Origin of the sequence: Paenibacillus sp. Soil724D2 (genome assembly GCF_001427935.1) — a bacterium.
GTDB lineage: Bacteria > Bacillota > Bacilli > Paenibacillales > NBRC-103111 > Paenibacillus_E.
Genome location: NZ_LMRY01000006.1, coordinates 57,381 through 82,813, shown reverse-complemented (window position 1 = coordinate 82,813; position 25,433 = coordinate 57,381). Strand labels below are relative to the sequence as shown.

Annotated in this window: 21 protein-coding genes; 13 read left to right on the top strand and 8 right to left on the bottom strand. The window is 47.2% G+C overall.

Annotation, left to right across the window (positions count from 1 at the left end; all coding sequences use genetic code 11):
* The first annotated feature begins 76 nt into the window (after nt 1-76).
* The 5 genes from ASG85_RS07745 (at nt 77) to ASG85_RS07725 (ending at nt 10,359) form a co-directional block, all read left to right on the top strand.
* Nucleotides 77-1,519, top strand: a complete 1,443-nt coding sequence (locus tag ASG85_RS07745; RefSeq protein ID WP_060645869.1) for an ABC transporter substrate-binding protein — start codon at nt 77-79, stop codon at nt 1,517-1,519.
* Between the two features lie 294 nt (nt 1,520-1,813).
* Nucleotides 1,814-2,974: a galactonate dehydratase gene (gene dgoD, locus ASG85_RS07740; RefSeq protein WP_060645868.1), complete on the top strand. Its 1,161-nt coding sequence runs from the start codon at nt 1,814-1,816 to the stop codon at nt 2,972-2,974.
* Between the two features lie 31 nt (nt 2,975-3,005).
* On the top strand, nt 3,006-3,758 hold the full coding sequence (locus tag ASG85_RS07735; RefSeq protein WP_057302473.1) for an SDR family NAD(P)-dependent oxidoreductase: 753 nt from the start codon (nt 3,006-3,008) through the stop codon (nt 3,756-3,758).
* A 20-nt stretch (nt 3,759-3,778) separates the two neighbouring features.
* Complete coding sequence (locus tag ASG85_RS07730; protein WP_057302474.1) at nt 3,779-5,740, top strand: DUF6259 domain-containing protein; 1,962 nt, start codon at nt 3,779-3,781, stop codon at nt 5,738-5,740.
* A 131-nt stretch (nt 5,741-5,871) separates the two neighbouring features.
* A complete protein-coding gene (locus ASG85_RS07725) occupies nt 5,872-10,359 on the top strand; it encodes an Ig-like domain-containing protein (RefSeq protein ID WP_082588004.1) in 4,488 nt (1,495 codons plus the stop codon).
* 52 nt (nt 10,360-10,411) lie between these two features.
* Here ASG85_RS07725 and ASG85_RS07720 read toward each other — a convergent pair whose 3' ends face one another.
* Nucleotides 10,412-11,302 carry a LysR family transcriptional regulator gene (locus tag ASG85_RS07720; RefSeq protein ID WP_060645866.1) on the bottom strand — a complete coding sequence of 297 codons (891 nt, stop codon included), beginning with the start codon at nt 11,300-11,302 and terminating at the stop codon, nt 10,412-10,414.
* Between the two features lie 174 nt (nt 11,303-11,476).
* On the opposite strand from ASG85_RS07720, the gene ASG85_RS07715 reads away from it, so the two are divergent.
* From ASG85_RS07715 to ASG85_RS07695, 5 genes are read left to right on the top strand one after another with little or no spacing between them, the layout of a single operon-like run.
* Nucleotides 11,477-12,856, top strand: coding sequence for a GntP family permease (locus tag ASG85_RS07715; protein ID WP_060645865.1), 1,380 nt, complete (start codon nt 11,477-11,479; stop codon nt 12,854-12,856).
* A 22-nt stretch (nt 12,857-12,878) separates the two neighbouring features.
* Nucleotides 12,879-13,664: a 3-hydroxybutyrate dehydrogenase gene (locus ASG85_RS07710; RefSeq protein WP_060645864.1), complete on the top strand. Its 786-nt coding sequence runs from the start codon at nt 12,879-12,881 to the stop codon at nt 13,662-13,664.
* A gap of 41 nt (nt 13,665-13,705) precedes the next feature.
* A complete protein-coding gene (locus tag ASG85_RS07705) occupies nt 13,706-14,413 on the top strand; it encodes a CoA transferase subunit A (protein WP_060645863.1) in 708 nt (235 codons plus the stop codon).
* A complete protein-coding gene (locus ASG85_RS07700; protein ID WP_060645862.1) occupies nt 14,410-15,090 on the top strand; it encodes a 3-oxoacid CoA-transferase subunit B in 681 nt (226 codons plus the stop codon). The genes ASG85_RS07705 and ASG85_RS07700 overlap by 4 nt, the downstream gene beginning before the upstream one ends.
* Complete coding sequence (locus ASG85_RS07695) at nt 15,083-16,267, top strand: acetyl-CoA C-acetyltransferase (protein ID WP_057302481.1); 1,185 nt, start codon at nt 15,083-15,085, stop codon at nt 16,265-16,267. The genes ASG85_RS07700 and ASG85_RS07695 overlap by 8 nt, the downstream gene beginning before the upstream one ends.
* 91 nt (nt 16,268-16,358) lie before the next feature.
* Here the strand turns inward: ASG85_RS07695 and ASG85_RS07690 are convergent, their stop codons facing one another.
* From ASG85_RS07690 to ASG85_RS07660, 7 genes are all read right to left on the bottom strand, one after another.
* Nucleotides 16,359-17,258, bottom strand: a complete 900-nt coding sequence (locus ASG85_RS07690) for a fumarylacetoacetate hydrolase family protein (protein WP_057302482.1) — start codon at nt 17,256-17,258, stop codon at nt 16,359-16,361.
* Between the two features lie 94 nt (nt 17,259-17,352).
* On the bottom strand, nt 17,353-18,126 hold the full coding sequence (locus ASG85_RS07685) for an SDR family NAD(P)-dependent oxidoreductase (protein ID WP_057302483.1): 774 nt from the start codon (nt 18,124-18,126) through the stop codon (nt 17,353-17,355).
* 14 nt (nt 18,127-18,140) lie between these two features.
* On the bottom strand, nt 18,141-18,890 hold the full coding sequence (locus ASG85_RS07680) for an IclR family transcriptional regulator (RefSeq protein ID WP_060645861.1): 750 nt from the start codon (nt 18,888-18,890) through the stop codon (nt 18,141-18,143).
* A gap of 669 nt (nt 18,891-19,559) precedes the next feature.
* A complete protein-coding gene (locus tag ASG85_RS07675; RefSeq protein ID WP_057302485.1) occupies nt 19,560-20,240 on the bottom strand; it encodes a TIGR00266 family protein in 681 nt (226 codons plus the stop codon).
* Nucleotides 20,241-20,274: 34 nt separating this feature from the next.
* On the bottom strand, nt 20,275-21,474 hold the full coding sequence (locus ASG85_RS07670; protein ID WP_060645860.1) for an MFS transporter: 1,200 nt from the start codon (nt 21,472-21,474) through the stop codon (nt 20,275-20,277).
* Between the two features lie 97 nt (nt 21,475-21,571).
* A complete protein-coding gene (locus ASG85_RS07665; RefSeq protein WP_057302487.1) occupies nt 21,572-21,814 on the bottom strand; it encodes a hypothetical protein in 243 nt (80 codons plus the stop codon).
* A gap of 80 nt (nt 21,815-21,894) precedes the next feature.
* On the bottom strand, nt 21,895-22,773 hold the full coding sequence (locus ASG85_RS07660; RefSeq protein ID WP_057302488.1) for a helix-turn-helix transcriptional regulator: 879 nt from the start codon (nt 22,771-22,773) through the stop codon (nt 21,895-21,897).
* Between the two features lie 155 nt (nt 22,774-22,928).
* On the opposite strand from ASG85_RS07660, the gene ASG85_RS07655 reads away from it, so the two are divergent.
* From ASG85_RS07655 to ASG85_RS07645, 3 genes are all read left to right on the top strand, one after another.
* Nucleotides 22,929-24,323, top strand: a complete 1,395-nt coding sequence (locus ASG85_RS07655; protein WP_060646020.1) for an MATE family efflux transporter — start codon at nt 22,929-22,931, stop codon at nt 24,321-24,323.
* Nucleotides 24,324-24,465: 142 nt separating this feature from the next.
* On the top strand, nt 24,466-24,774 hold the full coding sequence (locus ASG85_RS07650) for an ArsR/SmtB family transcription factor (protein ID WP_060646019.1): 309 nt from the start codon (nt 24,466-24,468) through the stop codon (nt 24,772-24,774).
* Between the two features lie 187 nt (nt 24,775-24,961).
* Complete coding sequence (locus tag ASG85_RS07645; protein WP_060645859.1) at nt 24,962-25,417, top strand: SRPBCC family protein; 456 nt, start codon at nt 24,962-24,964, stop codon at nt 25,415-25,417.
* The last annotated feature ends 16 nt before the right edge of the window (nt 25,418-25,433 follow it).

Here is a 25,433-nt window from a genome sequence, read left to right as displayed (position 1 = left end):
TTTGAGGGGTTAACTGCGGGTGGATTCCTTTCTATAATGAGGGTGTAATTCAAATCAAGATGAGGGGTTGAAGCAATTGAGTAGAAGTAAATGGGGAAGCCGCAGTTTGATTACGATAGCTGCCGTAGCGCTGGCTTTGTCTGCCGGGTGCTCGTCAGGTACAAACAATGGCAAGGTTGCCAGCAGCACCGCGGGGGTAGAGAAAGAAAAGCCTAAGGAAAAAGTGACGATCAAGGTTTGGACCAACACGCGGCATGATCTTGAGGTTCGTGAGGGCTTAATCAAAAAGTTCAATGAAACGAATCCTGACAATATCCAGATTGACTATAAGGTTTACTCGGACAACTATAACGAGCAGTTGAAGCTTGCGCTGAATGCGGGTAAACTTCCGGATATTGCTTATTATACGCCCGATCTGTCCACTGCGGATTATCCACTGGATTTGAATCCCTTGATCACACCGGAAATTCGCAAACGCTTTGATAAATCCGCTCTTACAGCTCCACCAACCTCCAAGAATGGTGAACTGGACCGTGTCTTTGAAAACGTCACCACTTTTAAATTAGTTTACAATAAGGATTTGTTCAAAGCATCCGGACTTGATCCAGAGAAACCTCCAACGACCTGGCAGGAAATGCAGCAATATGCGAAACAGATAACAGCCAGTGGAGGCGGCAAGAAGTTCGGTCTCGGTCTGCCGATCAAGCAGTCGGCATTCTGGCGGTATTATGTGACTTATCCGGCAGTTGTTTCGGGAGACATTTATGGCAGGGATGGCTGGAATGCCGTAACTGGAAAATATGACTTTTCGCCTTTTGCTAAATATGTGAAGTGGTGGATTGATGTGAATAAGGAAGGCAGCGTCTTTCCTGGCGTAGGCAATTATGACAACGATATGATCCGCGCCCAGTTTTCCGAGGGCAATATCGGCATGCTGTCCGCCGCAACCTGGGATATCGGGGTATTCAACGATCAGTTTCCAGCAAAAATCGACTGGGCCGTGGCAGACTTCCCTACTTGGGCAGGGAAAGTTCTGGGGGGGCCTGGCTACGAGACAGCGGGCGGATTCAGCATCAACAAAAAAACGGAGCATCTTAAAGAAGCAAAGAAGGTATGGGAATTCATGATCTCCGATGAAATGTTTGTGACGCTGGCCAAAAAGGGTCTCGGTTCCTTTACAAACCTTGCCGCTCAGGAAAAATCGATTCAACCAGTGGATCGCAAGGGATCAGCAGGTTTTGTCATCAACGGGAAGTCAACGAATTATCCGGTGGCGCCACTGCTGGATTATTCCGTTTTAAACCCTCCGCTTAAAGTGGGCTCAATCGATGTCAAAAAAGCGGCCGTTGTAAATGACGTCATGTCGGAGCTGTTTATCAGGGGCAAGGAGCTTCCGGAAATTGAGAAGGGACTGCAAGAGCTGGGAGATGCGTTCAACAAACTGACGGCTGCCAATGTGGAAGCGAAAACGGTGGATTTAAACAAGTATCTGCAGCCGGACTTCAAGCCGCTGAAGTAACGGCTGATAGCAGCGATTAACGTACCGGAACTATACTTCGGTGAAAAGCTTATCTTTCGCACCCCCCAGATCACTTTGCATAGCAAACAGCTCTGGGGGGTGTTATCTATCGAGTGCAAGGGGCGGCGATTCAATCCGTGAGCGGTCAAAAGTGGATAGAGCAAGCTACAGAAATTTATAAAAAGGACCATCCAAACAAGAAATAGAGTGAATGCAAATCATTACGAGATCCAAAGAATCTCGTGATGATTTTAAACTAAAAATAAATATGACATGTTTCTTAGGGGTGTGGAGATGAAAATTACTGGCGTGAATACGTTTGTCGTCGATTGTTACCGGACAAACTTCGTATTCGTCAAAATTTACACAGATGAAGGTATTTCAGGGGTTGGCGAAGCAACGCTGGAGTATAAAGAGAATGCTGTAACTGGGGCAATAGAAGATATAAAACGTTACCTAATCGGTAAAAGCCCGCTTGATATCGAAGCGCACTATCACAATATATATCGTGATGCCTACTGGCGGGGCGGAGCCGTTCTGATGTCTGCGCTTAGTGCAGTGGAAATGGCATTGTGGGACATTAACGGTAAATCACTGGGCGTTCCGGTTCACAGGCTGCTTGGGGGCAAGGTTCACGATAAGGTGAAGGTGTATGCCAATGGATGGTTTGCCGGCGCCACTTGCGTAGAGGATTTTGGTGTAAAAGCCAAGGAAGCGATGGAGCGAGGATTCAAAGGGCTCAAGTGGGATCCGTTCGGCAAAGCGTACATGACCCTCTCGAATGAGGAAATGGATAAGGCTCTCGCATGCATTGGCGTTGTGAGAGATGCTGTCGGTTATGATATGGATCTGTTCATTGAAGGGCATGGCCGTTTTAATGTACCTACAGCGATCAAGATTGCTAAGGAGATTGAAGCTTTCAGGCCAGTGTGGTTTGAAGAACCAGTTCCACCAGATAACTTGGATGCCATGGTAGATGTAAGACGGAAATCTCCGGTGGCTATCGCAGGCGGAGAACGATTGTTTACGCGACAAGGATTCAGCGAGGTGTTCAAAAGAAGAGCGCTGGACTATGTGCAACCGGATATCAGCCATGCTGGCGGCATTATGGAATGCCGCAAAATTGCAGCAATGGCGGAAGCGAACTATATTCCATTCGCCCCGCACAATCCAAGCGGCCCCGTAGCTAACGCAGCTACACTTCAATTGGCTGCCTGCACGCCTAACTTTTTCTATCTGGAAATTATGGCAAGTGATGTGCCTTGGCGCAAAGAGATAACGGACGAACAGCTGCATTTCGAGGATGGCTACATGACAATCCCGGATAAACCGGGGTTAGGCATTGAACTGTATGAAGACTCAGCCATTAAATATCCTTTTGTCCCGCGCGATTTAAGGCATTATAACGGGCAACTTATTCAAATTCGACCACCGGCTGCCGAGCATTACTTTTAAATCATTTTAGAAACCGAGGTGAAGCATCGTTATGTTTGATTTATCTGGCAAAGTGGTCATGGTAACGGGGTCATCGCAAGGTCTCGGACGCGGGATGATCTTAGGAATGGCTGAAGCGGGAGCTAATGTGATTATTAACGCTCTGGAGATCACGGAAAGCGCACTTCAACTTGTTGAGCAGGTCAAGGCGATGGGGCGGGATGCCATTGCGATTCAAGCTAATGTCAGCCAAGAAGAGGATGTCCAGAGATTGTTTCATGTGGCGGTAGAGAAGTATGGACGCCTCGATATATTGGTCAACAATGCCGGCACTTCCAGGGCGGAAACGATAGGCGAAACGTCGCTGCAAAGTTGGAATGAAATCATCAACAACAACTTGACGAGCACCTTTTTATGCTCGAAGTATGCAATGGACATCATGATGCCGCAAAAAAGCGGAAGGATTATTTCCATCAGTTCGGTCGTTGGACATCAGGGTGCCTTGTATGGCCATGTTCACTACGCTGCTAGTAAAAGTGGACAGATCGGCTTCACAAAAACGCTCGCTCGCACGGCCGCTCCTTATGGCATTACCGTTAACGCGATCGCTCCGGGCATCATCGAAACCGAATTATTGCTTCAAACGCATGGGGATGAGAAGGTAAAGAGTTTAACGGAATCCGTCCCCTTAGGCTTAGGGAAGCTTGAAGACGTTGCGGCTGCGGCGGTATTCCTAGCCAGCGATGAGGCTAGGTACATTACCGGAATTATTCTGGATGTGAACGGCGGTCTTTATTTACGATAAGGAAAGGACAGATTGGGAAAATGACTTTTTCACTTAAGGCAGGACAATTACAGTTTGCTGTAGATCCGCAGGGACGATCCGTACGATGGTCGGCGGAGGGACTTCTATTACAAGAGAGTGCAGGAGCGGATTTCTGGAGAATTCAACTGGATGACGGCGAGTTTCGCGACATGTCCGTTCGTTCAAGTCTTCAGAGCGGGACGGTAACCGAAATTGAGGGTGGATTGGCTGTCCAATACAATCAGCTCGAAGCAGAGGACGGGAATACCTATCCCGTATTGTTTCGGGTGCAGGTCCTCGTAGAAGGAGAGCAATTTCACTTCTCATACAAGGTAACCAATCAGAGCGAAGTAAGGGTTAATGAGGTCAAACTTCCGTTCGTAGATGTATCAGTCGTTGCAGATGAACAGCGTTCTCGCGATGTCCTGTACCGCAGTCAGGGGCATGGACACCGACTTGCAGATCCTTGGACGGCAATTGACAAGGCTCATACTGAATACATGTCCAGTGATGACCATGAGATTTGGCTCGACATGACCTATCCGAGTTTCGGCAGTATGGCTTGGTTCGGTGTGCAGAGCGGTTCGCATTTCCTTTATGTAGGAAGGCATGATGACAACTTCACTACGTGTGTGTTGGCCGCAGGAATAGGCCCGCGCAACAGCGATCCGCGACTCGTTCTAGCCGTTTCTCAGTTTCCTTTGGTGCAAGGAGGAGAAGAAGTTTCCTCCCCGACCTCTGTAGTCGCCTTCGTTCCCGGGGATTGGCGGCAAGGCTCGGCCATTTACCGGCAATGGGCGGACGGTTGGTTTAGTGAACCGCAGAAACCCGATTGGGTACAGAAGCTCCCGGGTTGGCAGCGAATCATTATGAAGCATCAGTTCGGCAAAATTTACTTCCGTTATGAAGATTTACCCCGAGTCTACGAGGAAGGTAAGGCAGTCGGGGTGGAAATGATTCTGCTCTTCGGTTGGTGGAAAGGCGGCTTCGATAACGGTTATCCGGTTTATGAACCTGATCCTGCTCTTGGCGGAGAAGAAGGGTTTAAAGCAGCGATTGCGGAAGTGCAGCGTCGGGGGGGACGTGTTGCGCTTTACACAAATGGCGTATTGATCGATGTAAAATCAGACTATTACAAGGAAACCGGACATCGGATTTGCCGCAAAAATATTGATGGCATGGAGTACAGGGAGCATTATAAATTCAACAATGACGGCATGCTGCTGCGCAATTTTGGCTACAAAAGCTTTGTGTCTGCCTGTCAGGCGACCGATGAATGGAATAAGCATCTTACCCAGATCGGTCAACAAAAACTAAGCTACAACCCGGACTCCATTTTCTACGATCAGATCGCTGGACATTTTCCACATCTCTGTTTCGATGCTTCGCATGATCATGGAAACCGGGGGGATAACGAGACGGTTTATCGGCGGCGCAATTTGCAGCAAATGCGTGAATTATGCACAGGGGATAAAGCTTTCGGCTCTGAATTCGTTGTCGACTGCTATGCGCCTCTCCTAGATTTCCATCATAGTTGCCAATACGCGAGTTTTAAAGACGAAGAGTCGTTCCCTGAGCTTTATCGGCAAACGTTCCCCGAGACGATTATGTCCAATCGCTACATGCATGATGAGAGAAGCGATTTTAAACAGCAGCTTCACTTCGCTTTTGTGTATGGATACCGCTTTGACATTGCTATTTACCGCTCTCGGGCAACAGTGACTGCGGCTCCGGCCTATGCGAGCCACGTTAAGGAACTGATCGCCTTACGCGATCGCTACTCTGAATTTTTCTATCACGGCACCTTTTCATTGGATACCGACATGGAGCTGCCTGAAGGAATCATCAAAACGGAATACGTTCATCATGCGAGAAGACTCTTCGTATTCTGGAATGATTCCGCTGAGGAGAAGCTTATTTCTTTCCAAAACCAAACGATTCGTTTGGGGGGCAATGAATTACGATGTGAGATTGTGGAATAAGCAGTTGGTAGGAGGGGGCAGCAAGGCTGCTCTGTGTTCAAGTCGGCACGGAACAACCTTGTTGTTTTCTTTTTAGATTGAAAGTGAAACGCTTACATTATTGAATTATATAATGAAGAAAGGGTGGATGCATGATGTATAAAAAGATAATGTCGGGGCTCATTTTATGTACTCTTCTAATTTCGTTGTTACTCCCGCTACCTAAAGGATTTGCCGCCGGAAGTACAGGCGTCCTTCAATTCCAGGATGATTTCAGTGCAGGGATGTCACTGTGGAATGGAATTAACGGGTCATGGGTCGTCGATAACGGCGCACTTCGCGTTACATCATCCAGCTCGAACAATATTGAGATGAAAGGGACGAATTCGGTTTGGCAGGATCAAATCGTTGATTTTAGGCTGAAAATCTTGGAAACGCCAGGAGGTGGATTTACAAGAGTATATACGAGGTACAGTAGCAATACCAGCAATTTGAGCTTGATGATCCGGCCTAATGGGTTAAGTTATACCATTAATGGGTCTAGCGAGGTGTCCCTTTCCGGCTATAAATTTACCGTTGGCAGTAACTACGACATCAAGATGAATATATCGGGAAGCACGGTAACCGTATATGCAAAAACTGAATCGGAAACCAATTATACGAGTGTAGGAACGATTACGGGTATACCCGTTCAAAGCGGAAAGGTCAGATTTTCAACCTTCAACGATAAAGTGCAGCTCGATAATGTAAGCGTTGTTAATTTGCGCGATTTGGCTTTTATGGCTAACGGAAACATATTGTCTTCTTTGAACGTGGGAAGTCAATCCAATTTGCAATTAATAAATGCGACTGGAAATTCGGTTATATGGACTTCTGGCGATGCGGCGAAGGCAACTGTTGATGGAAACGGTGTGGTTACCGGATTAAGCAGAGGACTAGTTACTATTACTGCCGCTACGGCAGACAATTTGTCGCAAGTGAAATTCGATATCTATGTGAAAGATCCGGTGGATTCCATAGGGGTATTGCAGTTCCAGGACGATTTCAGCAATGGCATGAATCTATGGAATCCTGTACAGGGGACTTGGATGGTTGATAATTCCCGCTTATCTTCGACAACAACCGCTTCCTCTCTGATTGAACTCAAAGGGGCGAATGCACTATGGAGAAATCAGACGATTTCGATGCGGTTTAATCGTGGAGACAATTTGGCCGGAAACTTCATTTCCATTAAGCTTAGATATGTGAGCGAATCCGATTACACACGGCTGCTGATCAGGGGGACCGGGTTAAGCTATATTAAAGCAGGCGGTACGGAGCAGTCTTTTTATTCCGCAGCATTTAATCAAGGGATAGATTACGATATCAAACTGGCTGCTTTGGACGATTCGGTTCAAGTATATGTAAAAAGCGCAGCGGATGCTGATTATACGTTTGCGGGAGCCATTTCCAACGTTGCGTATTCATTTGGCAAGGTGCAGTTGACTACTTACAATCTAAAGGCGACTATTGATGATATTAAAATTTGGAACCATGAAAGCTCGAAGTTAGTCATGGGCACCAAGCTGGCCGCTTACGCCAGAGGAAATAGCGCGCCTATTCCGATCACCAATAAAACTGGCAAAAGTGTCGTATTGAGCTCAAGCAACCATGCTGTAGCAACAGTCGATCAAACTGGTGTTGTCACAGCCGTCGCAAAGGGGCAGGCTACTATTACCGCTGCAACGTATGATGGTTCCTATCAAGATAAGAGTGACGTTATCGTCTATGTACGGCCAACAGGCGTTTCCCTAAATAAGGCCAGTACTTCGCTATATGTTGGGGAATCCGAGGAGCTTACGGCGACGATCGTTCCAACTGATGCCGATAACCCGTTTGCCGTATGGTCAATCAGCGACCCATCCGTGGCAAGCTTGATCGGCGGAGCAAGCAAGTCCAGAGCCATCAAAGCGTTGTCCGCTGGGACGACGACGGTTACTGTTACTACCGTAGACGGCGGATTTTCGGCCACAACCCAGGTTACGGTGAATCCTATACCGGGTCAAACCGTTTCATCGGCGGAATTCCAGATCGATACGACTCAGCATGCCTTGCCGCCCTATCTATTAGGGGGGCATAACGAACAAGTTTTAAAAATCGGCAGGGTGACCGACTTTCAACCTGCAAGCCATGATAATCTCGGCATGGAGCTCAAGCTGCAAAACGTGCGTGGTCCGGATGGAACAGGCGCCGATTTCTACATGTACAACGAAGGTACCCTTATTAATTCGAAGGATCCGCGTTATCAGCAATTTTACGGAAATAAAACGATCGGGGCTATTGAAAATGTAAGCTTAAAGCCGGGCTTTCCTGGGCTATCCCTTGCGAATTCGTACCATCTGGCTAATACTTTGGGTGTGCCGTACGTATATGACTTGAATGTCATCTCACAGTCGGTTGATGAAATTTTGACTCAAATTCGGGAGATGAAGCAGCTGACAACCCAGCCTATTTATGTGGAAATGGGCAATGAGCTATATTCAATTTTCTTTGATAAAGCGTTTCTATCGGTAAACGAGTACATTGCAAAATGCAAATTGATTTATCAGGGCATCAAAAACATCGACCCAACCATAAAAGTTGGTATTGTCGCGGTCGCGAAAGACCTTGAAGACAGGATCGCGGCTGACCCCAATAATCAGCCAGATCCTAATGTCGACTGGGGAGCAACGCAGGGGGGACGGGTTGCTGCTTGGAACCAGAGCCTGGCGCAAGACGCCAGTTTCTACGATGCGATCATCGTCCATGTGTATTCCCCTATTCCGTATCTGAATGATTTGACGAACAGCAAGATGATGGATTATTTGTATACGTATAACCAAAGCGCATTGGAAGGGCTCATCATTCAAAAAAATCAATTCCCGGGCAAGGAAATGTGGGTAACGGAATGGTCCTCGCTTCCGACGGTCATTTTCGGAGAGACGGACTTGAACGAGAAGGCACGCAAACAGTTCATGAAGACACCAGGATTTGCGATCCACAGTATGGAACGGGTACTACAAATGATCGAGTCAGGCGCAGTGACGATTACCGACGTTCACGCGATGGTGGATACTCAGGGGTTTGGAATCGTGCAGCAGGCATCGAATGGCGATCTCGTCAAATTACCGAATTTTCATGTATTTAAAGCATTAGGCGATTTGCTTGACGCAAACAGCAGTTACTACAAGATCAATCTAGCACAGGGCAACGTTCAAAATGAAAAACTTCGCTTTATAGCAACGAATGTATATTATAATGTCGCGGATGTTGGCGCATGGGGATTCGGCGATGCAAGCGGCATTAAGAAGGTCGTATTTGCCAACCGCACGATGAACCCGGTTAACGTATCCGTACCAGGAGCGGCGCTCAAGACGAATTGGATATACGGGGGAGAAAATCCTTTGCCGGATTACCTGACCAATCCGAATGCGAGCTGGCTGGACGCACCTCAGGTCAATCCTTTGCCAGAGGCACCTGTCTCAAGTTTTGCCGGACAGATCCAATTGCAGCCTTATTCGATGACGATCGTGGACATTACAGATGTTGCTGCGCCAGTTACGACAGCCTCAATGTCTCCGGCGCAACCGGATGGACAAAATGGTTGGTACGTAAGTCCGGTAATGGTAACATTGACCGCCACCGATCATGGATCGGGTGTGGAGAAAACAGAGTACAGTCTGGACGGAGGAATCACATGGAAGATTTATACAAACCACTTATCAGTGAATGCGGATGGACAACATGTGTTGAGCTACCGTTCGACAGACATCGCCGGCAATGTGGAGATGCAGCGTACAAGTGTAATTAATATTGACATGACAGTGCCGGCTGCATCGGTCGCATATAGCAGCACAATACCGACCAATGATATTGTAGTAGCATCCATTACGCCAAGCGAGCATATAACGATCACGAACAACGGAGGGTCAAATAGCTACTCGTTCATCATGAACGGCAGTTTTACTTTTGAATTTGTTGATGATGCAGGCAATCAAGGCACTGCGACCGCAACCGTAAACAACATGATTACGAAAAGCAAAGGAGTGCCGGGAAAACCTGATCTGTCTAATGACAATGGGTATGATACCGGCATTCAGGACGGCAATTACAGGGTGAAAATGGATATGTGGTGGGGAGATAACGGTAGAATCTATAAGCTGTATGAAAATGATGTGCTCATCGAGACCCAAATTCTTACGGATAATTCACCGAGTGCCCAATCTACCGTAACGTCAGTTACCTACAAGATGAATGGGACCTACCGCTACTACGCTGAACTCACCAATACTTTTGGCACAACGAGAAGTGACATTATGACCGTTATCGTTACTCAGGCAACACCAGCTAAACCGGTTCTTTCCAATGACAACTGGGATGGCGACGGGAATTTCAAAGTTGACATGAATATGTGGTGGGGAACGAATGGAACGACCTATCATTTATACGAAAACGGTATTCTCATCTATACACAAGCAATGACAAGCAATACACCGACTGCTCAATCTGCAATGGGTACCGTAACAAATAGACCAATAGGCACCTATGAGTATCGCGCTGAGCTCGTCAATCATGCAGGAGCCGTATCCAGCGATAAGATGATTGTAAAAGTAACTAAGTAATACTCATCTTCGAATGACCTCAGACCCCAACAGTAAGTGAATGTTAGCAGAGTCAGTTCTCTGTCTCCGACAGCCCTTGGCTAAACGAAATAAACTCACGCATAGCGTAAGAGACGTAATGATCCTTAGGCCAAATAATGACTAAATTCCAGGGAATAGATGGCTCTGTTAAAGGCAGCGTAAGTACTTCGGGAGAAGTGATTTTACTGCAAATCGTCTCGGGTATGATAGAAATGCCTGCATTCGAAGCCACCATTTCAGCCAATAGGTCCCATTGTGAGCTTTCGTAGACAACGGAAGGATCAAATCCAATGGATCGACAGGCATGAATGACATGGTTTCGAACGGCATAGCCGCTAGGAAATAGGATAAAGGGTTCATTTCTAAGCTGCAAAAGAGATACGCTGGATTGCTCAGCTAGCGGATGGGAACGATGGATGATGAGCGCTAATTTTTGAAAGAGAAAAGGCAAGGTTTCAAAGTTAGACGTGTCTACAGGCCCAACCACCACACCGAGATCAAGCTTGCGGTTTTGCACAAGGCTTTCTACATTCTTAGCGCCTTCTTCGACAAGTTGGAAATGGATATTTGGATGTTTAATTTGGAACTTTGCGATTACTCTTGTAAAGAAAACGGAACCAACTACCGGGGGCAACCCTATGGTGATGGTTCCTTTTTTTAGGTTGGAGACATCATCTAATAGGTGTTGAAGATCTTCGACAGCCTGAACGATGACTTGAATCTGTTGAATGGCGATATCTCCAGAGTCCGTCAATTGAACATATTTACCTGAACGATCAAATAAAGTAACGCCTAGTTCTTCTTCTATATTTTTCACCATTTTACTCAGTGTAGGTTGTGTGAGGTGAAGGGCTTCGGCCGCTTTGGTAAAATTCATGTGTTTTGCAATTTCAAGCAGATAAGTTAACTGGCGTAAATCCAAAGGATCATCCCTCCCCGACCTATAACATTTTTTCATGATTGTCATTCCAAATATGAATTTTACCTCTTGCGAATCTGCATGTAAACTGAAATTAATCCAAATGTAATGTAAACAGTTCATTCATACCAAACAAGTTGGAAGCGCTTTACAAATGACGATAAAGGAGAGCAGAACATGTTTATTGAGATTGTAGCGATTGTGTTATCCTTAGGCCTGCTGATGTTTTTTGCTTACAGAGGCTATCCTGTCATCGTGTTTGCACCTATTTTCACCTTGCTGGCTGTATTGATATCGGGAATTGCTTTAATGCCGAGCTATACAGAAGTGTATATGGTGAACGCAGCAAATTATGTGAAAAACTTTTTCCCGATTTTCCTATTGGGAGCTGTGTTCGGTAAAGTGATGGAATTGAACGGTGCGGCATCCTCCATTGCGCAATCGCTAGTGAAGGCATTGGGCTCCAAAAGGGCGATGCTTTCCGTTGTTCTTGCTTGCGGTATCTTAACGTACGGCGGTGTTTCTTTATTTGTGGTAGCGTTTGCAGTGTACCCTTTCGCTGTTTCGATCTTCCGTGAAGCGAATATTCCAAAGAGATTGATTCCCGGTACGATTGCTTTGGGAGCGTTTACGTTTACGATGGATGCGCTGCCAGGAACACCTCAAATTCAAAATATTATTCCTACAACTTATTTCGGAACGGATTCTTATGCGGCTCCAATTCTTGGTATTATCGGCGGTCTTATCGTATTTGGCTTGGGGCTGTTCTGGTTAGAACGTAGACGCAAACAAGCAGAAGCTGCTGGTGAAGGCTATGGTTTAGGACATAAGAACGAGCCTGAAGGGCTAGACAATCAGAAATATCCAAATCTCTGGGTGTCAATCATCCCATTGGTGCTGGTCCTGCTATTTAACTATTTGCTGAGCAGAGGTTTCTTAACGGTAAACAACTGGTATTCAGCTGAGCTTTTGAAAACGTTTAATATTGCCAACGTAAAAACGGTATCGTCCTCATGGGCTTTGATCGTGGCCTTGCTCATCGGTATTCTGTCTGCGATCTGTATTAATGCACGCGTTGTTCAAAGTAAATTAGCAGCGGGTTTGACGGCTGCAGCTATGGGAGCGCTGCTTGCTATTTTTAACACAGCATCTGAGGTAGGCTTCGGTAATGTTGTCAAAACCCTCCCAGGATTCAAAGCTATTCAAGGTTGGATTCTAGGCTTAAGTTCTCATCCGCTTATCTCGGAAGCCATTTCTGTCAATATATTGGCCGGTGTTACAGGCTCCGCATCAGGAGGGCTGTCCATCGCCTTGGAAGTCATGGGTAAGCAATATTTGGCCGCAGCAACTACATCAGGGATTAGCCCGGAATTGCTACACCGAATTGCTTCGATGGCATCAGGCGGTATGGATACGCTCCCACATAATGGTGCAGTCATCACACTCCTTGCCATTACAGGACTCACACATCGACAATCGTACAAGGACATTTTTGCAATTACGGTTATCAAAACAGTTACAGTTCTCGTGCTCGCGATCATTTTATCGATTTTTTAAGTTCAAGATGGAGGTATGCGCAATGGTTAGGTTCTTGGAAAATAAAGTTGCCTTGATAACAGGGGCTGCAAGCGGTATTGGTCTTGAAATCGCTCGAACTTATGCTCGAGAAGGAGCCAAGGTGGTCATTTCCGACATCAATGGTGAGCAAGCGAATCTGGCAGCGGAGCAGTTGCAGGAAGAAGGCTTTGAAGCTATAGGGGTCAAATGTGATGTAACGCATGAGAAGCAATTTGTCGAAGCTATTGAAACCGCAGTTCAAACCTATAAACGGCTGGACATTCTCGTCAATAACGCAGGACTGCAGCATGTTGCACCTATTGAGGATTTCCCTGTAGAAAAGTTTGAATTCATGCTAAAGGTGATGCTGACAGGCGCTTTTATCGGAATTAAACATGCTTTCCCGATCATGAAGGAACAAGGCTTTGGCCGGATCATTAATATGGCTTCGATCAACGGAGTGATTGGATTTGCAGGCAAAGCTGCCTATAACAGCGCAAAGCACGGGTTGATTGGCTTAACGAAGGTAGCGGCACTGGAAGGTGCTGCTCACGGCATTACGGTGAACGCGCTGTGTCCGGGATATGTAGATACACCTCTTGTTAGAGGACAGCTGCAGGACTTGGCGAAAACGCGCAATGTTCCTTTGGAAAGTGTCCTTGAAGAAGTTATTTACCCTTTGGTTCCACAAAGACGCCTCTTAGCGGTTGAGGAAATTGCTGACTATGCGATGTTAATTGCAAGCGATAAATTACGAGGGGTTACGGGAGCTTCACTATTAATCGACGGTGGTTACACGGCCCAGTAGAGATAAATCAACCTAGGGATAGGAATAGGAGATGGATCATCATGAATAAAATATGTTCTTCCATAGAGGAAGCTATAGCGGATATTCGTGACGGAGCCACGTTGATTGTTGGCGGTTTCGGGCTTTGCGGGATTCCAGAGAATTTAATTGCAGCGCTTAAAGCACAAGGGACCAAAGATTTGTGCGTAGTTAGCAATAACTGCGGGGTTGATGATTGCGGCCTTGGGCAGCTGCTGGCTAACAAACAAATCAAGAAAATGATTTCCTCCTACGTGGGAGAAAACAAAACGTTTGAGCAGCAGTTCTTAAGCGGGGAGCTCGAAGTGGAGCTGGTCCCTCAAGGAACGCTTGCCGAACGAATTCGTGCTGGCGGAGCCGGTATTCCAGGGTTTTATACAGCTTCGGGCGTAGGCACTTTAGTTGCAGAAGGCAAAGAGCACAAAACATTTGAAGGACGCACTTATTTGTTGGAAAAAGGGATTGTTGGTGATTTTGCCTTGGTCAAAGCTTGGAAAGCAGACCCGATGGGGAATCTAGTGTTCCGCAAAACCTCGCGCAACTTTAATCCGCTGGCAGCAGCAGCAGGGAAAGTGACGATCGTTGAGGTGGAAGAAATTGTGCCGGTAGGTGAGCTGAACCCGGACGATATTCATACGCCAGGTATTTATGTGCAGCGGATTGTGAAGGGTGCGTCCTATGAAAAACGGATTGAGCGTCTCACCGTTCGAAGTAAGGAGGTATCGGTATGAAAAACGACCGTTTAACGATTATTAAGTGTGCCGTTGAGGAAATTAAAGAGGGCATGTACGTCAATTTAGGCATTGGCCTGCCTACGCTGGTCGCCAATTATATTCCCCCAGAAATGACGGTTATGCTGCAATCGGAAAATGGGCTTCTGGGCATCGGTGCCTACCCCTACGTAGGAGAAGAAGATCCGGATTTAATTAATGCAGGCAAAGAAACGGTAACGGCTGTAGCGGGCGCTTCTTTTTTTGACAGCGCAGAATCGTTCGCTATGATCCGAGGAGGTCATATTGACTTGGCCATTCTGGGCGGTATGGAGGTAGCGGAGAATGGCGACCTTGCCAACTGGATGATTCCCGGAAAAATGGTAAAAGGGATGGGCGGCGCGATGGATTTGGTCAATGGCGCCAAACGGATCATTGTCATCATGGAACATGTGAATAAAGCAGGTGAGTCGAAGGTTAAAAAGGCATGCACCCTGCCATTGACAGGCAAAGGCGTAGTGAATCGTCTGGTTACGGATTTAGCCGTCTTTGATTTTACGGATGAGGGCATGGTGTTATCGGACATACAGCCAGGTGTAACGATGGAAGAGGTTCTCGCCAACACAGAGGCGCGTTTTACCATTAGTCCTCTTCTTCAAAATGAACCACAAATGAGCAAAGGAGATCGTTATGAGTAGAGAAGTCGTCATCGTTAGCGCAGTTCGTACAGCCGTTGGCAGCTTTCAAGGAGCATTGGCGGACATATCCGCTCCGCAGCTAGGCAGTACGGTTATCCAAGAGGCTCTGAAGAGAGCTAATCTGGCTGACAGCCAAGTAGACGAAGTCATCATGGGTAATGTGCTTCAGGCTGGACTAGGACAAAACCCAGCCCGTCAAGCTTGGCTCAAGGCGGGGTATTCGCAATTTGTTCCAGCGATGACGATTAACAAGGTGTGCGGTTCGGGCCTGAAGTCTGTCATGCTGGCGGCACAGTCTGTCAGCCTTGGAGATGCGGATATCGTGGTGGCAGGCGGTATGGAAAATATGACGCAGGCGCCTTATCTGCTGCCCGGGGCTCGTTCGGGCCTGCGGCTTGGTGACAGCGCTATGGTCGATTCGATGATTCGGGATGGACTATGGTGCGCGATGTGCGACATCCATATGGGCATCACGGCCGAGAATATAGCGGAGCATCATCGTGTAACACGTGCCGAACAGGATGAGTTTGCTGCGTGGAGCCAGCTGAAGGCGGAGCAGGCGATTGCATCCGGCAGATTCAAGGATGAGATCGTGCCTGTTGCCATCCCGCAAAGAAAAGGCGATCCAGTGTTATTCGCGCAGGATGAGTTTCCTCGTGCGGGTACAACAGCTGAAGTGCTGGGCAAGCTCCGTCCTGCTTTCAAAAAAGAGGGAACGGTTACGGCTGGCAACGCTTCTGGCATTAATGACGGAGCCGCTGCGCTTGTTGTTATGTCCGCGGATAAGGCTAAGGAGCTTGGGCTTAAGCCCTTAGCTCGCATCAAAGGCTATGCGAACACTGCCTTAGATCCATCTATGATGGGAATGGGGCCCGTTGATGCTGTTCGTAAATTGCTCCGTAAAACGGAGGTTCGACTCGATAGCGTTGATTTATTCGAGCTGAATGAGGCTTTTGCTTCGCAGTCTTTAGCTGTTGGACGCGAGCTGGGTGTTTCAGCAGAGAAATTAAATGTCAATGGAGGATCGATTGCCATTGGACACCCGATTGGTGCAAGCGGAGCCCGCATTCTGGTTACGCTGCTGCATGAGCTGGAGAAGAGAGGTGGCAAGCTGGGGGTAGCTGCTTTATGTATTGGCGGCGGACAAGGCGTAGCGATGTTGGTGGAGCGAGTATAAATGGAAGAAGCAAAAGAGCAAGCCGCAGATCCTACGGCTTGCTCTTGATGTATAGATGAGTTTTTGGATTCCGTTTAAAAACGAAAGCTAGTTACTCACTAACCATGCGATTAGTCAGACTACCTAATTTTTCTATTGAAATCGTCACGACATCGCCGTCTTTTAAGTATACGCGCTTATCAACTGGATCACCGAGCACTACACCTTCCGGTGTACCCGTTAGAATGATATCCCCCGGATACAACGTCATATGCTGAGAAATATAGCTGACAATTTCGTCACAGTGGAAAATCATATCCGCCGTGTTCGAGTTTTGACGCACTTTGCCGTTGACCGTGGTGCTGATCTTGAGGTCATTCGGATTGCCGACTTCATCGGCGGTCACCAGATAAGGGCCGAGCGGGCTGAAGTCATCACACGATTTGCCCAGTAGCCACTGCGGAGTTCGCATCTGCAAATCACGCGCAGAAAGGTCATTCACGCAGCAGTACCCGTACACGTGCTCCAAGGCTTCTTCCTTGGGCACATATTTGGCCTGTTTACCAATCACGATGACTAGCTCAGCTTCGTAATCGACTTCCTTGGTTACACGAGGTAGTGCAATGTCATGCCCGTGTCCGGTAAGCGTATTATTAAATTTGTTGAAGAGAATCGGGTATTGCGGGATAGCAGCATTCGTTTCTTCGGCATGCTTGCGATAGTTCAGACCAACGCAAATGATTTTGTTAGGATGCGTAACGCAAGGGCCGTAAATCATTGTCTCTTCGCTGTGCAGCAAGGAGGCACGGTCTTCGTGCTCTAGAACAAGATTAACGAGGTTAAGTAATGCATCGGTAGCGGCTACCCCGCCATTAATGGCTTCGTGAATAGTGGCAGGGACTGTGAATGCTGGCGTCAGCTGCTTGACAGCTTGAACGACATCCAGCACGCCAAATTCGGTTTGGACGCCCAGGGTCAACGTATCATTTTTCCTGAAAGTAAGCAGTTTCATTAGTAATACCTCCTGAATGAATGTATGAGTGAATGATTAAATGAATAAATGAATAAATGAATAAATGAATAAATGCAGAATACGGGCCGTCTACTTAAGCGTTCTTGCCGAAAGTCACGCCTCCGTCAATATATAACGGTGAACCCATCATGAATTTGGAATCGTCTGAAGCGAGGAACAATGCTGCTAGCGCAACGTCCTCCGGACGGCCCATTTCGTTGCTTAACTGCCTGGATTTCAAAGAGGCGATGGCTGCTTCAGGATCGTCGTAGGAAGTGCGGAGATAGTTTTCTACGAATGGTGTTAAAATGGTACCCGGCAGCAGCGCATTCACCCGGATGCCATAGGCGGCATAATCCACCTGCATGGATTTGGTCAATGCGAGGACAGCGCCTTTGGTTGCTGCGTAAGATGCTCGGCGGGCCAGACCTATTTCAGCAATACAGGAAGACATGTTAATAATAGAACCGGATTTGCGCTCCATCATATGTGGTACGACATACTTTGAAGGTAAGAATACACCTTTGACATTAACGCTCATGATGCGGTCCCAGGCGTCAGGTTCTAGCTCATGAAGCGCGCCTACGCCGCTAATTCCGGCATTGTTGAAAAGCACGTCAATACGGCCATGTTCCTGTATGATTTGCTCTACCATCTGACTGACGGAGTCTGCTTGAGTAACGTCCGCTTGTATGTATTTAGCAGCTCCGCCAGCCCCGATAATTTCATCCGCAGTCTCTTTCCCTTTGACGACATCGAGATCGTTCACGATGACTTGCGCACCCTCTTGTCCAAATAAGAGAGCGGTACTTTTGCCGATTCCTGATCCTGCACCTGTGATGAGAATGACTTTGTCTTGTAATCGCATGTGAAATCTCCTTTTTATTCGGATAGTTTATGAGCGAGCTTACAAATTTCTTCTATACATGACTGCTTCTTCTGCTCCCATTGAGGCAGCATCATGGAGCAGCTGACAGCAGCAATGACCTGGCCTTGGGCATTACGGATCGGAGCCGCCGCGCAGCTAAATCCAAGCACGGCTTCCTCCAAGTCTAGTGCATAACCTTGTTGCCGGATTTGCTCTAAACTTTGCTTTAATCCTTGTAAAGAGGTAATGGAATGAACCGTTAAACGTGGAAATGGTTCTTGGTCAGAACGATAAAGCAAATCAATTTCCTCATCGCTCAGATCAGCCAGTATGACCTTACCGAGTGCGGTGGCATGTGCAGGCAACCGCATGCCTGGTTCAGAAGCGAGCCTAACAGGCGTAAGCGCTTCCTCTTTAGCGGTATAGAGGACTTCCTTGCCATCTAATTTGGCAAGTTGGAAAGATTCGCCCAGCTTCAGCTTGGATAGGGCTGCTTCCTTATGGAAGGACTCATTCAAGTCTCGCTGCTGCATGGAGGCATGGCCGAAACGAGACAACTCTCTTCCTAGCCGGTAGGTTTCTCCGGTCTCCTTTTCGATCCATCCCAAGTTCTCCATGGTTAATAACAACGAGTACATCGAACTTTTGTTAATGGCGAGCGTTCGAGACAAGTCGATGAGCTTCAACTCACCTGGATGCAGAGAGATTTCTTTAAGGATCAGGTGTGCACGTTCGATAGCCGGAACGCGGTATTTATCATCCAAGTAAGGGCCTCCTTGTTCGCAAAGCGATCGTTCAAATACATTGCATTTCCGTTTTGTGGTTTTGTATATAAAACCAAGTTTATGTGATAGAACCATTTTATCATATCATCGCCAAAAAAACGAGAACCCCCCGTGAGGAATTCTCGTTTTTTTCAGTTGATCCTGGATATGCGCTGCAGAGCCGCAAGGCGGCGGTCAAATTTTGCTTAGCATCAACCTCGACAAACACGCTTGTCCATATAGGACGACGGAGTCGTTTATCCTTGGTAGAAAGGGGAGATGAGGTTACCTGCACTTGCATGTTGTACAACGTACAACAATTTCCTTCATTTCTTCCCGCCAAGCTGGAGATGTTGTATCTTGTACAACAATTTAGGAGGATTTTATGCTAAACGGCTATTTATAGGCAGAATTGTTGTAGGTTCTGCAACATTTGGACAAGATAGCATGGTTTTGCTTGTGTAAAGTTGTAGAAAATACAACATTGCAAATGAACGCCCTAAATGTAGGCTCCATGCAGACTCCAAAGAAGACTCCAATATCTGTTAAACAAACATGTCATCGACGAAGTTACTCTATCTGATTTAGCTAGCAAGTCACCCTAGGTACGAGAACCGATGCCATGGCACTTATCTGCCACCTAGAATGACTTCTTGGGTTCCATTACACCTATCTGCCACCCGGAATGAACTGCTTAATCCACCCGCCGAAACCCTGCGGGTTCCTCGTTTGAATAAGCACGACACCTTCGCCGCGGAATCGGCAGACAACGCCCTCGCCGCTCGTCAAACTGGATAACCAGCCTTTGGCCGCTTTTTCAATCGTATACTGCGTATAATCCGGCCAAGCGACGAGATGTCCGTTATCGATGATCACTTCTTGCCCTGGAGCTAGATTAATGGCATGAATAGCGCCGTAGGAGGAAAGGAAGACGGTGCCTTTTCCGCTAATTTCAACGATGAAAAAGCCCTCGCCTGACATAAAGCCGCTCATCAGGTTTTGCATTTTCGTATTCACCTGAATGCCGGATGTTCCAGCAAGAAAGCCGTCTTTTTGCACATACAGCTTGTAGGATCCGTCTAGCTCTACGGCTTCAATATCGCCAATGACAGTAGGTGCCAGTAAAACCTCGCCAGATCCTCTGGATGGAGTTAATTCTTGGAAGAAGAATTTCTCGCCGCTCAGCATTCGGCCTAAACCGCGCATGATACCGCCCTCTACAGTTCCCTTGAGTTCGATATTTGGGGACATGGAGACCATAGCTCCAGCTTCCGCCTTAATATTTTCGCCTGCTTCAAGCTCAACCTTCAACATAGGAAATGCGCCTTTGTATAGAATTTCGTGTTTCATTGTGATCCTCCAATTTTATAAGTAGTGATAAGTGTTAAGCTGGTTTCGAATGGGGTTGATGGTCTAAACTACGATTCGTAAAGACGAATCCAGCACAGAGCAGTAAAATGCCCATCGTGACATAGAAGACGGATGTGAAACCGTACGCTGCCGCAAGATGGCTGCCAATTAAGGGGCCAATAAGATTGCCCAGGAACAGCGATGAGGTATTAAAGCCGTAAGCGGTCCCCTGAATCTGAGTAGGCGCTAGCTTCATGACTAGCGCGTTCAGAGAGGGAATCATGCCGCCGATGAACAGCCCCAGCAGGAACCTTCCGACTAGGAGCATAGTGATGCTAGTGGCAAAAGCCTGCGGGATGAAGGCTAGTGCCGCCATCGATAAGGCGATCACAAGTGTTTTGCGTTGACCGATGCGGTCGCCGAGTCTCCCTAAGGATGGGGCGCCGAACAAATTCGCGATGCCGGTAATCGCAACGATTAGACCAGCGAACAGCTCCAAGTGGCTGCCCGAATATAAGGTCTTCGCGTACACCGTCACTATCGGCTCGATGCTCATCATGCCGATCTGTGTGATCAGGGAAGCAGCGAAGACTGGGAGCAAAGGCCGAAATAGCCGCCAATCTGTGCGCCGTCGTTCTTTTTTCTTAGAAGGAGGCTTACGCTCCTCTTTAATGAAAATCATGACGATGATGCTCGCGCAGAGCATGAGCCCTCCAGTGAAGAAAAACACATGGCTGTAACCGAAGAAACCTGCCAGCAAGCCTCCAAGTAAAGGGCCGATGAGCGACCCGGCGATAGCTCCCGTTTGTAAAGTGCCGAGCGACTTGCCCGAATGCTCCGACGGTGTAACGGAAGCTTGAAGAGACACCGCCATGGAGATGAAACCGGAGAAGATACCGTTGAGCAGCCGTAGAGACAGCAGCTGCCACGGTGACGTGACGATGCCCATAAGTGCTGTCACAATCGCCATCCCAAAGCCGGCGCGAAGCAGCATGATTTTACGTCCGCGACGATCCGCGATAGCGCCCCAAAGCGGCTGAGTGAGAAAAGATGTGATGAACTGTGCAGCGACAATCCAGCCTGTCCAACGTACAATTTCGCCGAGATCTTGAACCCCAAGTTCTCCGATATATAGTGGTAGGAAAGGAAGAACAAGATTCATGCCGCACATAACGGAGAAATTAGCACCCCATAGAATCCATAGTGACTTTTTCCAATGTAAGGGGGATGGCATGTTCGTAGACTCCTTATCATTTTTTTCCAGTATAACATAAAAAGAGCTATCCCCAAGCGGTTACGGCCGCAAGGAGGATAGCTGCTGGGGAGAAGGTTTATTGATTCATATTCGAAATCATTGCGCCGAAGAAGAGGACAAAGAAAATAAAATAGAGACCGAGTCCGATGAGAGCCCAGATTAAGCTTGCTTTGGCATAATTAGATTTTGTAGGGTTTTCTCCCTTACTGAATGCCCACACGAATAGCATCACAATATTCACAAGTGGAATGGCAAGGAGCAGGATGGTAATCATCCAATCTTTTACACTTAGGACAGGTGCATGTTGCTGATCTTCCATATCAAGTCAACTCCCTCTGAGTTATATAAGTTAACTGTATTGTGAAGTTAGCCTATATATGCCTTCGAGTTGTTCGTTCATTATCCCCGTGAGAACTGCTGCCTGTACTTGCGAGGAGAGATACCTTCCATTCTGGTGAAGCAGGTGGCGAAATAGGCAGGCTGTTCAAAACCCACCTCTTCCGCGACGTGCGCGACGGGAAGATCGGTTTGAAGCAGCAGCAGCTTAGCCTGCTGGATCCTTAACCTAAGCAGGTATTCCGTAGGGGAGCAGCCATACTCTTTTTGCATGCAGCGTGCAATGTAAACAGGGTGGAAATTGACATGATCGCCGAGCTCTTTGGCTGAAACAGACGCTTTGTAATGCTGCCTTAAATAGGCCGCCGCTTTTTCCGCACAAGCCTTGGAAGGTGATGGATGATCGCTGTCCGTGGAAGCAGAAAGCTGGCGCAATAGCTCATGAAAAAGCTGCTGCTGCGCAAAACGGACACTGCTCTGATGAGCACTTGGCTGCAGCTGCTGAAGCTGTTCGAACAGGTCATAGGTTTTTTCTGGCTGCACAAGTGTTGTATATTGGGGGATCCGAATCGTAAAGGGCTCTACAGCAAATGGCTCAATTGGGGTTTGTGTTGGGTCTTCCAGAGGTATAGGTTGGACCGTATGGTCTACCATAGCCCATGGTCCTCCTGCGTGGAAATGCATCCAATAAGTACCCGTCAGTTCGGAACAGACTTGTGTAGCGAAATGATAGCTGTCTGGCCTTAGAATAACGGCTTGTCCAGCTGCTACCTCGAACCTAGCATCTCCCTCGCCTATATAGAAGCAGCCCGATGTGGTGATTAATAAATCAAATACTTGGATATTGCGTCTGCTCGGATGTTTGCTGCCTTTGGATATTGTGCTGAAACCGCTTGTAATGTAGTGCGGCAGCGGAGGGACCGTCATTTCGATAAAAGCCATCAGAGTCACCTTTTCATCTCTTGAATGGAGGTTGGAATTTTGAAACTTTAAGTTGCAATACTCATACTTGGAGTCAACTATAGCATCTATAATTTGAGCAGACAACAAAGTTTCATTTATACAAAAAGAGAGATAATAATCGGATGGTGAAAAACATGGTCAAAGAGAAAAATAAGTTTACACTGTGGCTTCTAGCTTGGCCTATTTTCGTCGAATTGCTGCTGCAATTGCTTTTGGGTGCCGTCGACACCTTAATGGTGAGCCGTGTATCGGATGATGCGGTGGCGGTGGTAGGTTTATCGAACCAACTGTTCCAAGCGATGATGATCTTATTTATGACGGTTGCGAGTGGCGCAGGGATTTTGATTGCTCAGAAATTAGGAGCCAAGCAGAATGAATCTGCACGGACCGTTGCGATTATGGCAGTAACTGTCAGCGCAGTGATAGGCAGTATACTGAGTGTGATTCTTTATATGGAGGCTCGCCCTCTAGCTAATCTCTTCCACTTGGGGGAGCGGCTGCTTCCTCTGGCTGAAACCTATATCTCCATTGTGGGGAGTGGTATGGTTTTAACGGCTTTGACGGCTGCTCTCAGCACCGTGATTAGGAATACAGGGAACACCAAGGGGCCGATGATAACGGCGATTGGTATGAATGTTATACACATCGTGTTTAACTACGGATTTATATATGGAGAGCTCGGATTTCCTCAACTGGGTTTAACAGGCGTGGCCATTTCGACACTTGTGAGCAGGCTGCTCGCGACGTGTTTGCTGCTGTTTATGTTCGTTTCTGCGTTCGAGCGGAGGATGGAGTGGAGGGATCTAATCGTATTCAATCGAAAGCTGTTTGGCGATATTTTGAAAATAGGTTGGCCGCTCGGCGTGAACATGTCTTCCTGGGTATTGACGCAGTTGACGATCTACACGTTCCTAGCCACGATGGGAGCTAAGGAATTGGCGGCAAGAACGTATATGAACACGCTCGAGTCGATTTGTTTTATGTTAGGCTATTCCATTGCCTTAGCGGTTCAAATTCAGATTGCTCATCTGTATGGAGCCGGAAATATCAAGGAAGCTTATAAGAGCGGATATCGAGGAACATGGATTGGACTCGGTTTGGTTGGATTCAACAGTATCATTCTCTTTCTCATCGGCAAAAGCTTTCTCGGCTTCTTCACCTCAGACGCGGATATTATCAAGCTGGGACTCTCATGTCTGGTGCTGACACTTTTCCTGCAGCCAGGGAGAATGCTTAATATGGGCTTCGGTAATGCGCTGAGCGCTGTAGGCGATACCCGTTACAATATGATTATCTCCCTGTTTTCGATGTGGGGAGTGGCCGCGGGCCTTTCTTATGTCTTGGGTTTGCACATGGGCTGGGGATTGGCGGGTATTTATGTCGCCATGATTTGCGACGAATATTTGCGCGGCATTCTCGTCGTCATCCGTTGGCGCCAGCAGAAGTTTTTGCGCCGGGCGGAGGAGCGGGAGAAGAGCGCTGCTGATTCAGGGAGCAGTGAGGCTGCAGGTATGGGCATGCATGCGTAGGTTAGTTGGGCAAACAACACAATTTGAAAGGCACGGGATTGCTCTTCCGTGTCTTTTTGTATTTCGAGAATGGAATGCTCAGGCAGCATTCATCAATCAACCAAACTTGACATGCAGACAAAAGGTTGCATATAATGATGGCATGGATAAAGTATTTAAAGCTCTTGCTGATTCAAGCCGAAGACAACTCCTTGACGAGCTCTTCAAGAAAAATGGTCAGACCTTAAATGAACTATGCGAACATCTTGAGATGACGCGCCAATCCGTTACTAAACACCTGAATATATTGGAGGAAGCGAACCTTATTCTTATTGTTTGGCAAGGCCGAAATAAAATTCATTATCTAAATGTTGCACCCATCGGAGAGATTTATGACCGCTGGATCAGCAAATATGATCGTGATCGTATCGAAGCATTGCGTGAGCTTAAAAAGCGGCTTGAAGAGGAATGACTTTGAGCAAGCTCAAAGATCCCTAAAGCGGAGAGACTTTGAGCAAGCTCAAAGGTCCCTATAGCGGAGTGACTCTGAGCAAGCTCAAAGATCCTAAAGCGGAGAGGCTTTGAACAAGCTCAAAGATCCCTATAGCGGAGAGACTTTGAGCAAACTCAAAAATCCCTATATTATATGGAGGATTAAAATGACTGATGCAGCATTTGTTTATGTAACTTACATCAAGACGACGCCGGAAAAGCTTTGGGAAGCTTTGACAAACAGCGATTTTACCGAAAAATACTTCTTCGGAAGCAAGATTCAATCGGACTGGCAAGAAGGCTCTAACGTCACCTATTCGCGGAATGGACAAGTCACCGATCATGGAATCATACTAAAGTGCGAGCCGCATCGTTTACTTTCTTTTACATGGAACAGGGTAGGAGATAAAACCACTCGTAAGCAGCCGTCGCAGGTTACCTTTGAGTTGAAACCGCTGGATTCGACTGTCAAACTAATACTTAGGCATGAAAATCTGACATCTGCGGACATCGTGGATAGAGAAGATACCTTTGAGGGATTAAATAATGGATGGCCAGCCATTCTGAGCAACTTAAAGAGTTTACTTGAAACAGGCAGCACTTTACCACCCATTTCTCTTTAACCAATCACAGTTACGT